The following is a 13,956-nucleotide window of genomic DNA, read 5'->3' on the forward strand; positions in this document are numbered from 1 at the left end:
CAATGAGGCGGGGCGGCGGGCGGGAAAATAACGCTAGGACCTCGGGGCGATGAGGCAGTGCAGACTTTTTCGGAGACGTCCAGCAGGACAGAGGAGGGCGTGACGGAACTCGGTGGTCGCGAGTAGCCGTGGTGCCGCCGCTCGTATTTCCGGCGTCCTACAGCGCCCCGGCAATTCGCGCTGCCAGCCGAGCATTGTTTTCGACCAGCGCGATGTTGGTCTTCAGGCTCCGGCCGCCGGTGAGTTCGAGGATTTTGGAGAGCAGGAACGGCGTCACCGCCTTGCCGGTAACGTTGAGCGCCTCGGCGGCCTTCTGGGCGGCCTCGATGTAGCCGGCCATCTCGCCGGCCGGGATTTCGTGATCCTCCGGCACCGGATTGGCGATCAGCATGCCGCCGCTCAGGCCCAGCGCCTGTCGCGTCTTGTAAAAATGCGCGATCTCTTCCGGCGCGTGCAAGGTCAGCGGCGCGCGGAACGGCGACTGCCGCGACCAGAAGGCCGGCATGGTCTCGCAGGCATGGCCGATCACGGGCACGCCGCGGGTCTCCAGCACCTCCAGCGTCTTTTCGATGTCGAGGATGGCCTTGGCCCCAGCCGAGACGACGATGACGGGCGTGCGCGCCAGCTCATCGAGGTCGGCGGAAATGTCGAAGCTTTTTTCGGCGCCCTTGTGCACGCCGCCGATGCCGCCGGTGGCGAACACCTTTATCCCAACCATATGCGCGGCGATCATTGTGGCGGCAACCGTGGTGCCGCCGGTGCGCCCTTGCGCGACGGCGAAGCCGAGATCGGCGCGAGAGAGCTTCATGGCGTCGCCGGTCATGGCGAGCGATTCGCGTTCTCCGTCGGAGAGGCCGATCTTGATGCGGCCCGCCACCACGGCGATCGTCGCCGGCACCGCGCCGCCGTCCGCAATGATCCTTTCCACGTCGGCCGCCATGGCGCCATTGTCGGGGTAGGGCATGCCGTGGGTTATGATGGTGCTTTCCAGCGCCACCACGGGCTTCCCGGCCGACAGGGCCTGCGCCACCGGCGCGTGGACATCGATGAAGGGGCGGGCGGTGTCTGGGGTCATCTTGATCTCCAATCCGGAGTGCGGCGCATCTTTTTGGACGCTCGATCGGCACTGCGGCACTGTGAACTGGCCGGTCTCATGCCATTTCCTGCTCTTCGGGCACAAGAGCCAGCGCTTGCGCGAAAGTCGCCGTGGTGAAATCGGGAACGGCGCCCGCGCTTTCAATAGCCAGCGTCGCGGCGGCGACGCCCTCGCGCAACGCCGCGCGCAAGGGCATGCCGCGCAGCAGGGCGGCGACCGTCGCGCCGGCAAGCGCATCGCCGGCGCCGGTGACGTCCACGACCTTTCTTGGAGGGGGCGGGACGACGGCAAAGCTGCCGTCGCGGTCGAAGCCCAGCACCGGGCCGCCGCCCGCCGTGACCACCGCGCTGTCGAGGCCGGCGCTTCTCAGCCCGTCGAGGATAGTTTTTTGAGAGGCGGCATCGTCAAGTCCGGCAAGCGCCACCGCCTCGCGCCTGTTCATGAAGGCGACGGCCAGGCCGCCGAGCACCGGTGTCAAGCGCACGACCTTGGCCGGTGAAATGGCAATGGCGAACACGGGCTTGCCGGCGGCAAGCGACACCAGCCGCTCCAGAGCCGCCGATGGCAGGTTGGCGTCGCACAGGACGGCATCGGCGGCGGCGATCTCCTCCCGCACCCTGGAGCGGCGGATCTGCTTTGCAAATGCCAGCTCATAAAGCGCCATGTCGGCAAAGCCGACGAGCAGTTCGCCCTCGCGGTCGATCAGCGCCGTATAGCTCGGCGTCGTGCGGTCGAGGAACACCGCGGACAGGTCGGCAATGCCTGCTTCGGCGATGGCGCGCGAAACCGTGTCGGCGGCGGCATCGCCGCCGCGCACCGACAGCAACGAGCCCGAGACGCCTCGCCGCACCGTGCTGCGCAATGCGTTGAAGACGCCGCCGCCAACGTCCTCGCGCATCGTGCCCGGGTTGGAGGCAGCCGGCACGTAAGCGCCGGACACCTGGCCGCGCCTGTCGATATGGGCGCCGCCCACCGCCAGGACTCTTGGAGATCTCACCATGCGCCGATATGACCTTTGTTGGCGGTCACGCACAAGCGCCATGCTGTGCGACGGAGCTTCGCAGGCAACAACCAGCGATTCGTGAGGCCGGCACGGCGAACCAGCCTGGCCTAATATTCGGGTCATGCTGGAGCCGAATCGTGAGACAAAAAAAGAACAAATCAGGATGTTGCTTATTTTTCAAATGCTTGATCCCTCTTGCCAAATGAGAACAAAAAAGGTACAAATAACCAAGGATTACGGATTGTCCGGCCTTCATTGACGACTACGGGGTGATGTATCATGGCTCAGAACAGCTTGCGGCTTGTAGAGGATAAGGCAGTGGACAAATCAAAGGCTCTGGATGCGGCGCTGTCGCAAATCGAGCGGGCTTTCGGCAAGGGCTCGATCATGCGGCTCGGCGCGAACGAGCAGGTCGTCGAGATCGAAACCGTGCCGACCGGCTCGCTCGGCCTCGACATCGCGCTTGGCGTCGGCGGCCTGCCGCGCGGCCGCATCATCGAGATCTACGGGCCGGAAAGCTCGGGTAAGACGACGCTGGCGCTGCACACGGTGGCGGAAGCCCAGAAGAAGGGCGGCATCTGCGCCTTCGTCGATGCCGAGCATGCGCTCGATCCGGTCTATGCCCGCAAGCTCGGCGTCGATCTCGAAAACCTCCTGATCTCGCAGCCTGACACTGGCGAGCAGGCGCTTGAGATCTGCGATACGCTGGTGCGCTCCGGCGCCATCGATGTGCTGGTGGTCGATTCGGTCGCGGCGCTGACGCCGCGCGCCGAAATCGAGGGCGAGATGGGCGATTCGCTGCCCGGCCTGCAGGCCCGCCTGATGAGCCAGGCGCTGCGCAAGCTGACCGCCTCGATCTCGCGCTCCAACACCATGGTCATCTTCATCAACCAGATCCGCATGAAGATCGGCGTCATGTTCGGCTCGCCCGAAACCACCACCGGCGGCAATGCGCTGAAATTTTACGCCTCGGTGCGTCTCGATATCCGCCGCATCGGCTCGGTCAAGGACCGCGACGAGGTCGTCGGCAACCAGACCCGCGTCAAGGTGGTCAAGAACAAGCTGGCGCCGCCCTTCAAGGTGGTCGAGTTCGACATCATGTACGGCGAAGGCGTGTCGAAGACAGGCGAGCTGGTCGATCTCGGCGTCAAGGCCGGCGTGGTCGAGAAGTCGGGCGCCTGGTTCTCCTACAATTCGCAGCGTCTCGGCCAGGGCCGCGAGAACGCGAAGCTGTTCCTGCGCGACAATCCCGATACGGCGCGCGAGATCGAACTTGCGCTCAGGCAGAACGCCGGACTGATCGCCGAGAAATTCCTTGAGAATGGCGGCTCCGAAGGTGGCGATGATGGGTTCGAGGATGAAGCCGGCGCGATGTAAGCGTTCGCCGGCGCAATTCAAGCGTTCGCCGGCGCGATCTAGCGTTCGGTTTATGGCCCGAGTTCGGCCATAATCCCGGTTCATCAATTTGAGCTTATGTAATCGAGTTCTGTAGTATTGCGTTTCGAACCGCCGGCCCCGTGCCGGCGGTTTGCGTTTTGGGTGGCTGGTGAACCGCGAATTGGCCGGCTTGCGTGTTTCTGGACAGGGTGCCAAGCGGCGGCTAAAAGGCCAGCTCCATCTTCTAAAGCAGAGCCCATTTTCCGCCGGTCCGGCCGGCGGCTCTCTCGAAAAGGCAGCATTCATGAGTGGCGTGAACGAGATCCGGTCGACATTTCTCGACTATTTCCGCAAGGAGGGTCACGAGGTCGTGGCGTCGAGCCCGCTTGTACCGCGCAACGATCCGACGCTGATGTTCACCAATGCCGGCATGGTGCAGTTCAAGAACGTCTTCACCGGCCTGGAGAAGCGGCCCTATTCGCGTGCCACGACCGCCCAGAAAAGCGTTCGCGCCGGCGGCAAGCACAACGACCTCGACAATGTCGGCTACACCGCGCGCCACCTGACCTTCTTCGAGATGCTCGGCAATTTCTCCTTCGGCGACTATTTCAAGGAGCGCGCCATCGAGTTGGCCTGGAACCTCATTACCAGGGAGTTCGGGCTTAAGAAGGACAAGCTGCTCGTCACCGTCTACCACACCGACGACGAGGCGGCCGGCTTCTGGAAGAAGATCGCCGGCTTTTCCGATGATCGCATCATCCGCATCCCAACCTCCGACAATTTCTGGGCGATGGGCGACACCGGGCCGTGCGGGCCATGCTCGGAAATTTTCATCGATCGCGGCGAGCACATCTGGGGCGGTCCGCCCGGCACCCCGGAGGAGGATGGCGACCGGTTCCTGGAATTCTGGAACCTGGTGTTCATGCAGTACGAGCAAGTGACGAAGGACGAGCGCATTGACCTGCCGCGCCCGTCGATCGACACCGGCATGGGGCTGGAGCGCATGGCCTCCATCCTGCAAGGCGTGGAAAGCGTGTTTGAGACCGACCTGTTCCGCCATCTGATCGATGCGGCGTCGTCCGCGCTCGGCCGCGGTCCCGACGCCGAGACCGTCGCATCCTATCGCGTCATAGCCGATCACCTGCGCTCGTCCTCGTTCCTGGTCGCAGACGGCGTGCTGCCATCGAACGAAGGCCGCGGCTATGTGCTGCGCCGCATCATGCGCCGCGCCATGCGGCATGCGCAATTGCTCGGTGCGAACGAGCCGCTGGTGTGGCAGCTGGTGCCGGCGCTGGTTCGCGAGATGGGTCAGGCCTATCCGGAACTGGTGCGCGGCGAACAGCTGATCACCGAGACGCTGAAGCTTGAGGAGACCAGGTTCCGCAAGACACTGGTGCGTGGCCTCGGTTTGCTGTCGGAGGCGACGGAAAAGCTCGGCGCCGGCGACATGCTGGACGGCGAGACGGCCTTCAAGCTTTACGACACCTATGGCTTCCCGCTCGACCTGACGCAGGATGCGCTGCGCCAGCGCAACATCTCGGTCGATCTTGCCGGCTTCACCAATGCGATGGAGCAGCAGAAGGCCGAGGCGCGTAAGCACTGGGCAGGTTCCGGCGAGGCGGCGACGGAAGCGGTCTGGTTCCCGGTGCGCGAAAAAGCCGGTGCCACCGAATTCCTCGGCTACGAGACCGAGCAGGCGGAAGGCATCATCCAGGCGGTTGTCCGCGACGGCAAGACCGTCGACAGCGCCGGCAAGGGCGAAGCGGTAGCCGTGGTCGTCAACCAGACGCCGTTCTATGCCGAATCCGGCGGCCAGATGGGCGACACCGGAACCATTTCAGGCGAAGGCTTCTCGATCGAGATTTCCGATACGCAGAAGAAGGCCGACGGGCTGTTCGTGCATCTCGGCAAGGTGGTCAGCGGCACTGCCAGGACGGGTGCCGCCGTCGAGCTGAAGGTTGACCATGCGAGGCGCTCCAGGCTGCGCGCGAACCATTCCGCGACGCATCTGATCCATGAGGCGCTGCGCGAGGTGCTGGGCACCCATGTCGCACAGAAGGGCTCGCTGGTCGCGCCCGAGCGCCTGCGCTTCGACATCTCGCACAACAAGCCCATCTCGCCCTCGGAACTCGAGGAGGTCGAGCGCATGGCCAACGAGATCGTGGTGCAGAACAGCCCGGTGATCACGCGCCTGATGTCGGTCGACGATGCCATTGCCGAAGGCGCCATGGCGCTGTTCGGCGAGAAATACGGCGATGAGGTGCGCGTCGTGTCTATGGGCACGGGCCTACATGGCGCCAAGGCCAACCGCCCCTATTCGGTCGAGCTTTGCGGCGGCACGCATGTCAGGGCAACCGGTGACATCGGCCTGGTGCGCGTCGTGTCCGACAGCGCCGTCGCCGCAGGCGTGCGCCGCATCGAGGCGCTGACGGGCGAGGCCGCGCGCAAGCATCTCGACGAACAGGACCGGCGGCTGAAGGCGGCCGCGGCAACACTGAAAATCTCGCCGGCCGACGTGCCGGCGCGTGTTGAAGCCCTGCTCGAAGAGCGCAAGAAGCTCGAGAAGGAGCTCACCGAAGCGCGCAAGAAGCTGGCGCTGGGCGGCGGGTCGCCCGCTGACGCGCCGGCCGCCAACGAGACCGTCGCGGGCGTCGGCTTCCTCGGCAAGTCGGTTTCCGGTGTCTCGCCGAAGGATCTGAAGCCGCTCGCCGACGCCGGCAAAAGCTCGCTCGGCTCCGGCGTGGTCGTATTCGTCGGTGCGGGCGAGGACAACAAAGCGAGCGTCGTGGTCGCCGTCACCGATGATCTCGTCGGCCGTTTCAGCGCCGTCGACCTGGTGCGTGTCGCCTCCGCCGCCCTCGGCGGGCAGGGCGGCGGCGGCCGGCCCGACATGGCGCAGGCCGGTGGCCCCGATGCCTCGAAGGCCGACGACGCGATTGCTGCGGTGAGGGCGGCGCTGGAGGCGGCGTGATTCATTGCAGAATTGGGGGGCAACGCTCCAGGCCGGTTGCTTCCCTTCGAGGTCGCGCGGCCCCTCATGATGGGCGGCGCGACATCAATGATCGGCTGTCCGCGAAATCGTTGACCTGAATCGAATATCGCTGCGCTGCGCTGTCGCAGATCAGCCGGCCTTTTCAGTCCTGGCAAAGCTTGCCTGTTTAGCAATACAATCCCACCAGTCCTGTATGTCGGCAAAGCGAGCCAGCAGTTTGCGCCCTTCCGCCACCTTGACGAAATAGCCGATGATCGGTGCCGCATGCAGGTCGGCGAGCGTCAGTTGATTGCCGAGCAACCACGGCCCCGGGGATCTCAATGATGAGAGCGCCTGAAGGACCGTTCCTGCTTGTCGTAATCCGCTGACAATCAGCGCTTCGTCAGGCGACGCCTTCTCCAGCCGCTCCACGGCGACGTCCCAGACCATGGCCCGATAGCCATAAGCGTCGAGCATGCCGATGATCTGGTTCATCCGCGCGCGGCCGCGCGGATCCTTCGGCTGCAAAGGCGGCCCGTCGAACGCCTCGTCGACATAGCGCGCAATCGCGCTGGCCTCGAACAGGCGAAAACCGTCATGCTCGAAGGCCGGGATGCGGCCGAACGGGTGGTGCTCGAAATACCAGCCGGGGATGCCCTCGGCGGCGAACACATCGACCGGCACAAGCTCGTAGTCGACGCCCTTCTCCTCCAGCGCCATGCGCGCTATGCGCACGTAAACGCTGTAGTCGGCGCCGTAGAGGACCGGTTTGGCCATGTTGCCAGTCCTTTGCTTTCGATTTTCGTTGGCCCAAAAAAGCGAAGGCTCCTTCCGGAGCCTTCGGCATGTTGAACCCGCGGGTGCCTACGCCATCGCCTTCTGCAAATTCTCGTCGATCTTGTCCAGGAAACCAGTGGTCGAAAGCCAGGGCTGGTCGGGGCCGATCAGCAGCGACAGGTCCTTGGTCATGAAGCCGGATTCGACGGTCTGGATGCAGACCTTTTCGAGTGTCTCCGCGAAGCGTTTCAATTCAGCATTGTCGTCGAGCTTGGCGCGATGGGCGAGGCCCCGGGTCCAGGCGAAGATCGAGGCGATCGAATTGGTCGAGGTTTCCTCGCCCTTCTGGTGCTGGCGATAGTGGCGCGTCACGGTGCCGTGCGCGGCTTCCGCTTCCACCGTCTTGCCGTCCGGCGTCATCAGCACCGAGGTCATCAGGCCGAGCGAGCCGAACCCCTGCGCCACCGTGTCGGACTGTACGTCGCCGTCATAGTTCTTGCAGGCCCAGACATAGCCACCCGACCATTTCAGGCTGGAGGCCACCATGTCGTCGATCAGGCGGTGCTCGTACCACAGCTTCTTGGACTTGAACTCGGCCTCGAACTCAGCCTCGTAGACCTCCTGGAAAATATCCTTGAAGCGGCCGTCATAGGCCTTGAGGATGGTGTTCTTGGTCGAGAGATAGACCGGGTAGTTGCGCAGCAGGCCGTAGTTCAGCGAAGCGCGGGCGAATTCGCGGATCGATTCGTCTAGGTTGTACATGGCCATGGCGACGCCGGCGCCGGGCGCGTCGAACACGTCGTGCTCGATCACCTGGCCATCCTCGCCGACGAACTTGATCGTCAGCTTGCCCTTGCCGGGAAAACGGAAATCGGTGGCGCGGTACTGGTCGCCATAGGCGTGGCGGCCGACGATGATCGGCTTGGTCCAGCCGGGCACCAGCCGCGGCACGTTCTTCATGATGATCGGCTCGCGGAAGATGGTGCCGCCGAGAATGTTGCGGATGGTGCCGTTCGGCGACTTCCACATCTTCTTCAGCTTGAATTCCTCGACGCGCTGCTCGTCGGGCGTGATGGTCGCGCATTTCACGCCGACGCCGTATTTTTTGATGGCGTTGGCCGAATCGACGGTCACCTGGTCGTTGGTGGCGTCGCGATGCTCGATGCCGAGGTCGTAATATTCAAGCTTGAGGTCGAGATAAGGGTGGATCAGCTTGTCCTTGATGAACTGCCAGATGATGCGGGTCATCTCGTCGCCGTCGAGTTCGACGACCGGGTTCGCCACCTTGATCTTCGCCATGGAAAGAATGCCTCGTTGCTGGGAAATGGGACGGCCTTGCCCGCGTGGCGTTCGGCCGGGGATGCGCCCCTATATCAAAGCGTTTTTGGCCGCGCAAACGACGATCGGTCACGAAAGCGAAGCGATCGCCCCGCCATTTGCGAATGGTTCATTTTCGCGGCCGAATATGGCAGGGGACGCTGAAATGCCGCAAACAGCAGTTCATTGACAATCATGCCCGTCACCAAAGATTCCGATACCGCTTCAGTCGCCAGCCCCGCCATCATCCTCGTGGAGCCGCAGCTCGGCGAGAATATCGGCATGGTTGCGCGCGCCATGGCCAATTTCGGCCTGGTCGAACTTCGCCTCGTCAACCCGCGCGACGGCTGGCCGAACGAGAAGGCGCGGGCGGCGGCCAGCCGCGCCGACCATGTCATCGATGCCGTCAAGGTTTTCGACGATCTCGCCACGGCGATGGCCGACCTGAATTTCGTTTTCGCGACCACCGCAAGGCAACGCGACGGCTTCAAGCCCGTGCGCGGGCCGGTCGAGGCGGGCAGGGTGCTCCGGGCTCGCCATGGCATGGGTCAGCGAACCGGCATCCTGTTCGGCCGCGAGCGTTTCGGCCTCTATAATGACGAGGTTGGCCTCGCCGACGAGATCGTCACTTTTCCGGTCGATCCCGATTTCTCCTCGCTTAACATCGCCCAGGCCGCGCTTCTCATGTCCTACGAGTGGATGAAATCCGGCCTCGAGGACGAGACCAAGACCAACTTTACGGGTCCGGACATGAAGCCGGCCAGCAAGGAAGAACTGCACGGATTGTTCGCCTATCTCGAAGGCGCACTCGAAGCGCGCGGCTATTTCCGGCCGGCGCCGAAGAAGCCGAAGATGGTTGACAATCTGCGCGCCGTATTGACCCGGGCGGGATTTGCCGAGCCGGAGCTCAAGGTGCTGCGCGGCATCATCTCGTCGCTGGACAGGTTCTCGCCGGCGATGCCGCGCGGCGACGGCTCTCCGGGAGATGATCCAAGGCGGCTTCCGGCAGCGGCGCGCGCCGGCGGTCCCGGCCGCAAGACCAATGCGGATCGTCAGGTGGCCGATGACGACGACAACGCCGCGCCGCCGCTCGGCGGCAAGGGAACCGACAATGACTGATCAGCCGATCCTGATGTTCGATTCCGGCATTGGCGGGCTGACTGTGCTGCGCGAGGCGCGCGTGCTGATGCCCGACCGCCGCTTCGTCTACATCGCCGACGACGCCGCCTTCCCCTTTGGCGCCTGGGAGGAACCGGCGCTGCGGATCCATATTCTCGACCTGTTCGGCAAATTGCTGGACCGGTTCTCCCCGGCCATCTCGGTCATCGCCTGCAACACCGCCTCGACGCTGGTGATCGACGCGTTGCGCGAGAGGTTTCCCGGCCATCCCTTTGTCGGCACCGTGCCTGCCATCAAGCCGGCGGCGGAGCGTACCCGCTCCGGCCTCGTCTCCGTGCTGGCGACGCCGGGCACGGTGAAACGGCAATACACGCGCGACCTGATCAGCAAATGGGCGCAGAAGTGCCATGTCCGGCTGGTCGGCAGCGACCGTCTGGCGGGGCTGGCCGAAGCCTATATGCGCGAAGGCTTCGTCGACGAGGAAGCCGTGCGCGCCGAGATCGCCCCATGTTTCATCGAGCGCGACGGCATGCGCACCGACATCGCCGTGCTCGCCTGTACGCACTATCCTTTTCTGGTCAACCGCATGCGCAAGACCGCACCCTGGCCGGTCGACTGGATCGATCCTGCCGAAGCGATCGCCCGGCGGGCGATGTCGCTGCTGTCGCCGGTCAATGGGCCGTTGCCGCATGGTGAGCCGGACATCGCGGTCTTCACGTCCGGCAAGGCGGATTTTGCCACCAGCCGTTTGATGCAGGGCTTTGGACTGACGGTCGCCTGATTTCCGGAACATTGGCGAGGCCGTTTCGTTTTCTCCCAGGCAATGAAGGGAGAAAAACCATGCCTGCCACCTCGAAAGCCCAGCAGAAGGCCGCCGGCGCCGCATTGTCGGCCAAGCGCGGCGAGACCAAGAAGAGCGAGCTCAAAGGCGCTTCCAAAGGGATGTACGAATCCATGAGCGAAAAGCAGCTCGAGGAATTCGCCGAAACCAAGCGCAAGGATCTGCCGGAGAAAAAGAAGCACTGAGGGAAGCGCTATTTGGCACGCCCTTTGTGAAGGGCTCGTCCAATGGCAAGAAATAGGCCCGCGACGGGGTCGCAGGCCTTGATGTTATTGTCTGGTCAATGGCCGACGTAATCAGCGCCAGTGGCGGCTGTTAGCGCCAGTGGCGGCTGTTAGCGCCAGTGGCAGCTGTTAGCGCCAGTGGCAGCGTCGCACTTTTTGGCGAATGACATGGCGGTGACCATGGCGCCAGACGACGCGCTTCCTGACCACAATCCGGCATACCTGATGAGGCCGGTGGCCTTGCCAATGCCTTGCCATCGCCGGCTCAGGAGTAATGACGGCCATCGATCCGGCCAACACCGCCGCACCAGTCAGGCTTAGAAAGAACTTCTTCATCCGAATTCAGGCTCCTCTGCTCAAGTCCCTTCCTGGAGCGGTTCAGCTTCAGGGAATCGCCGCCCCGCTCCGGTTTTTTACACAATCCCGGGTAGAAACCGCTAGCGCTTTCCGGGAATTGTTCTAATAGCGCGGGCGGCGCCAGTTGGAACCTTGACAGCGGTTAAATCTCTGTTTAACAGCGCTCCCAACACCGGGCCGCAACGCCCGGTGGTTTGTTTTGCATGCGCAAGACCTCGACGGAAGCCAGTCTGTTTTCCAAGGTCTTGTTTGAACTGACGTGTCCCGTGGGTTTTTCGCCGCGTTGCGTGGAAAAACCCTGTCAGGTCTCGAAAACGGAGGCCAGAGGAGGGCGCGTTTCCTTCACCCGGACCATGAGGCTCCGGGTTATGTTGTTTTGAAAGGGAATGCGATGAGCAAGCGCGAATCCGCGAAGTACAAGATCGACCGCCGTCTCGGCGAAAACATCTGGGGCCGCCCGAAGTCCCCGGTCAACAAGCGTGAATACGGCCCCGGCCAGCACGGCCAGCGCCGCAAGGGCAAGCTTTCCGATTTCGGCCTGCAGCTGCGCGCCAAGCAGAAGCTGAAGGGCCACTATGGCGACGTTTCGGAAAAGCAGTTCCGCAAGGTCTATGAGGAGGCCGACCGCCGCAAGGGCGACACCTCGGAGAACCTGATCGGCCTGCTCGAGTCGCGTCTGGACGCTGTCGTCTATCGCGCCAAGTTCGTTCCGACCATTTTCGCCGCCCGCCAGTTCGTCAACCACGGCCACGTCAATGTCAACGGCAGGCGCGTCAACATCGGCTCGTACCGCTGCAAGCCGGGCGACGTCGTCGAAGTGCGTGAAAAGTCGAAGCAGCTGGTGATCGTCCTGGAATCGGTCGGCCTCGCCGAGCGCGACGTGCCGGACTACATCGAAGCCGATCACAACAAGATGACCGCGACCTTCTCGCGCATCCCGGGCCTGGCGGACGTTCCGTTCGCCGTCCAGATGGAACCGAACCTCGTCGTCGAATTCTATTCGCGTTAAGCGAAGGCTTTTTGCGAGACCGGAAGGGGCCGCCCATCGAGGCGGCCTTTTCTTTGTCGGCCATGTCCGCTAATCCGGGCGGCAACGAAGCTCCGAACGTTCGTTGCTCCAGGATTTGGAACCGACGCCATGAACATGCTGCCAGACGCTCAATCGCTTGAGCAGGCCGCCGCCATCGAAGGCGGTTTTCACCCGCTGTTCGCCGATGTGCCGTCTTCGGTCGAGTTCAACAAATTGCGCAAGCGGCTGCTGCGGCTGACCCGCCAGGCGATCGAGGATTTTTCGATGGTCAGGCCAGGCGAGCGCTGGCTGGTGGCCCTGTCGGGCGGCAAGGATTCCTACGGCCTGCTTGCCATGCTGCTGGACCTCAAATGGCGCGGCCTGCTGCCGGTGGAGCTGCTGGCCTGCAATCTCGACCAGGGCCAGCCGAACTTTCCCAAGCACATCCTGCCCGATTACCTCAATGCCCACGGCATTGCACACCGCATCGAATACCAGGACACCTACTCCGTCGTCACCGACAAGCTGCCGCAGGGCAGCACCTATTGCTCGCTCTGTTCACGCCTGCGGCGTGGTCATCTCTATCGCGTAGCCCGAGAGGAGGGGTGCTCGGCGCTGGTGCTCGGCCATCATCGCGAGGACATTCTCGAAACCTTCTTCATGAACCTGTTCCACGGCGGCCGTCTCGCCGCCATGCCGCCAAAGCTGCTCAACGACGAGGGCGACGTCATGGTGCTGCGGCCGCTGAGCTATTGCGCCGAAATCGATCTGGAAAAGCTCGCCGCGGCGATGCGGTTCCCGATCATCCCTTGCGATCTCTGCGGCAGCCAGGAAGGTCTCCAGCGCAACGCCATGAAGGCCATGCTCGACGATATCGAAAAGCGCATGCCCGGGCGCAAGGACACGATGCTGCGTGCGTTGTCCAACACCAGGCCGTCGCATCTGCTCGACAGGAAACTGTTCGATTTCGCCGCACTCGATGAAACGCTCTCCAGCAGGCAAGACATTTCCGATGACATTTGACGATACCGCGATCGACTGGCTGGCCAGCACCCTGGCCGAAGCAGCCGAAGCCGAAATCATGCCGCGCTTTCGCCGGTTGGGCGGCGGCGACGTCCGCCAGAAGACGTCGGCCGCCGACCTGGTGACGGAAGCCGACGTCAGTGCCGAGCGGCTGATCACCGCCAAGCTGCGTGAGCGCTACCCGACGGCCATGATTGTCGGCGAGGAAGCCTGTTCCGACAATCCGGCGCTGCTCGACGGTCTTGGCGATGCCGATCTGGCTTTCACCATCGACCCGGTGGACGGCACTTTCAATTTCGCTTCCGGCGTGCCGTTGTTCGGCGTCATGCTGGGTGTCGTGGTCCGGGGTGAGACCGTCGCAGGCATCATCCACGATCCGGTCGGCAAGGACTGGCTGATCGGCGCCAGGGGCGCCGGCAGCCATATCAGGCACGCGCATGGCAACCTGGAAAAAGTGCGTGTCGCGGCGCCCGTGCCGATCTCGGGAATGACCGGCTCCGTCTCCTGGCAGTACATGGCCGAACCAGAGCGGTCGCGGCTGGCGCGCAACCAGACGAAAATCCTGTCGCAATTCGCCTATCGCTGCGCCGCGCATGAATATCGCCTGCTGGCCAGCGGCCATGCCCATTTCGTCGTCTACAACAAGCTGATGCCGTGGGACCATCTGCCCGGTGTCCTGATTCATGCCGAGGCCGGCGGCCACGCCGCGCGTTTCGACGCCAGTGCCTACCTACCGTCGCATGTCGGCGGCGGCCTGCTTGTCGCACCCGACCGGGAAAGCTGGCGCGAGTTGCGCAGCGAACTCTGGGCGCAATAGCCGGCTGCCAATTCGATTACCCAGC

At 63.5% G+C, this 13,956-nt stretch carries 13 protein-coding genes; 8 read left to right on the forward strand and 5 right to left on the reverse strand.

The genetic code is table 11. The features are described 5' to 3' along the window. Nucleotides 1-157: 157 nt before the first annotated feature. Both FJ426_RS06560 and FJ426_RS06565 read right to left on the reverse strand, forming a co-directional pair. A complete protein-coding gene (locus FJ426_RS06560; protein ID WP_140824839.1) occupies nucleotides 158-1,075 on the reverse strand; it encodes a pseudouridine-5'-phosphate glycosidase in 918 nt (305 codons plus the stop codon). Between the two features lie 76 nt (nucleotides 1,076-1,151). Then, nucleotides 1,152-2,096, reverse strand: a complete 945-nt coding sequence (locus tag FJ426_RS06565; RefSeq protein WP_140560979.1) for a carbohydrate kinase family protein — start codon at nucleotides 2,094-2,096, stop codon at nucleotides 1,152-1,154. 282 nt (nucleotides 2,097-2,378) lie between these two features. On the opposite strand from FJ426_RS06565, the gene recA reads away from it, so the two are divergent. Beyond that, nucleotides 2,379-3,476: a recombinase RecA gene (recA, locus tag FJ426_RS06570; RefSeq protein WP_010909075.1), complete on the forward strand. Its 1,098-nt coding sequence runs from the start codon at nucleotides 2,379-2,381 to the stop codon at nucleotides 3,474-3,476. Between the two features lie 304 nt (nucleotides 3,477-3,780). Beyond that, nucleotides 3,781-6,447 (forward strand): alanine--tRNA ligase, encoded by a 2,667-nt coding sequence (alaS, locus tag FJ426_RS06575; protein WP_140518329.1) that lies wholly within the window; start codon nucleotides 3,781-3,783, stop codon nucleotides 6,445-6,447. A gap of 150 nt (nucleotides 6,448-6,597) precedes the next feature. Here the strand turns inward: alaS and FJ426_RS06580 are convergent, their stop codons facing one another. Both FJ426_RS06580 and FJ426_RS06585 read right to left on the reverse strand, forming a co-directional pair. After that, nucleotides 6,598-7,224, reverse strand: coding sequence for a glutathione S-transferase N-terminal domain-containing protein (locus FJ426_RS06580; RefSeq protein ID WP_140518328.1), 627 nt, complete (start codon nucleotides 7,222-7,224; stop codon nucleotides 6,598-6,600). A gap of 87 nt (nucleotides 7,225-7,311) precedes the next feature. Then, entirely contained in the window at nucleotides 7,312-8,523 is a 1,212-nt protein-coding gene (locus tag FJ426_RS06585; protein WP_140493857.1) for an NADP-dependent isocitrate dehydrogenase, read from the reverse strand. 213 nt (nucleotides 8,524-8,736) lie between these two features. Here FJ426_RS06585 and FJ426_RS06590 point away from each other — a divergent pair, with 213 nt between their 5' ends. The 3 genes from FJ426_RS06590 to FJ426_RS06600 are packed head-to-tail and all read left to right on the forward strand — an operon-like array spanning nucleotide 8,737 to nucleotide 10,686. Next, entirely contained in the window at nucleotides 8,737-9,660 is a 924-nt protein-coding gene (locus FJ426_RS06590; RefSeq protein WP_140493855.1) for an RNA methyltransferase, read from the forward strand. Beyond that, nucleotides 9,653-10,441 (forward strand): glutamate racemase, encoded by a 789-nt coding sequence (gene murI, locus FJ426_RS06595; protein WP_140558550.1) that lies wholly within the window; start codon nucleotides 9,653-9,655, stop codon nucleotides 10,439-10,441. The genes FJ426_RS06590 and murI overlap by 8 nt, the downstream gene beginning before the upstream one ends. 59 nt (nucleotides 10,442-10,500) lie before the next feature. Next, entirely contained in the window at nucleotides 10,501-10,686 is a 186-nt protein-coding gene (locus FJ426_RS06600; RefSeq protein WP_140493851.1) for a DUF3008 family protein, read from the forward strand. A gap of 168 nt (nucleotides 10,687-10,854) precedes the next feature. On the opposite strand, the gene FJ426_RS06605 is transcribed toward FJ426_RS06600, so the two are convergent. Further along, a complete protein-coding gene (locus tag FJ426_RS06605) occupies nucleotides 10,855-11,061 on the reverse strand; it encodes a hypothetical protein (RefSeq protein ID WP_140493849.1) in 207 nt (68 codons plus the stop codon). A 412-nt stretch (nucleotides 11,062-11,473) separates the two neighbouring features. On the opposite strand from FJ426_RS06605, the gene rpsD reads away from it, so the two are divergent. The 3 genes from rpsD (at nucleotide 11,474) to FJ426_RS06620 (ending at nucleotide 13,931) form a co-directional block, all read left to right on the forward strand. Next, a complete protein-coding gene (gene rpsD, locus FJ426_RS06610; RefSeq protein ID WP_140560980.1) occupies nucleotides 11,474-12,091 on the forward strand; it encodes a 30S ribosomal protein S4 in 618 nt (205 codons plus the stop codon). A gap of 129 nt (nucleotides 12,092-12,220) precedes the next feature. Further along, nucleotides 12,221-13,114, forward strand: a complete 894-nt coding sequence (gene ttcA, locus FJ426_RS06615; protein WP_140560981.1) for a tRNA 2-thiocytidine(32) synthetase TtcA — start codon at nucleotides 12,221-12,223, stop codon at nucleotides 13,112-13,114. Then, complete coding sequence (locus FJ426_RS06620; protein ID WP_140522050.1) at nucleotides 13,104-13,931, forward strand: inositol monophosphatase family protein; 828 nt, start codon at nucleotides 13,104-13,106, stop codon at nucleotides 13,929-13,931. Before ttcA ends, FJ426_RS06620 begins: the two co-directional genes overlap by 11 nt. Nucleotides 13,932-13,956 lie beyond the last annotated feature (25 nt).

The sequence above is a fragment of the Mesorhizobium sp. B2-6-4 genome, from assembly GCF_006441495.1.
GTDB lineage: Bacteria > Pseudomonadota > Alphaproteobacteria > Rhizobiales > Rhizobiaceae > Mesorhizobium.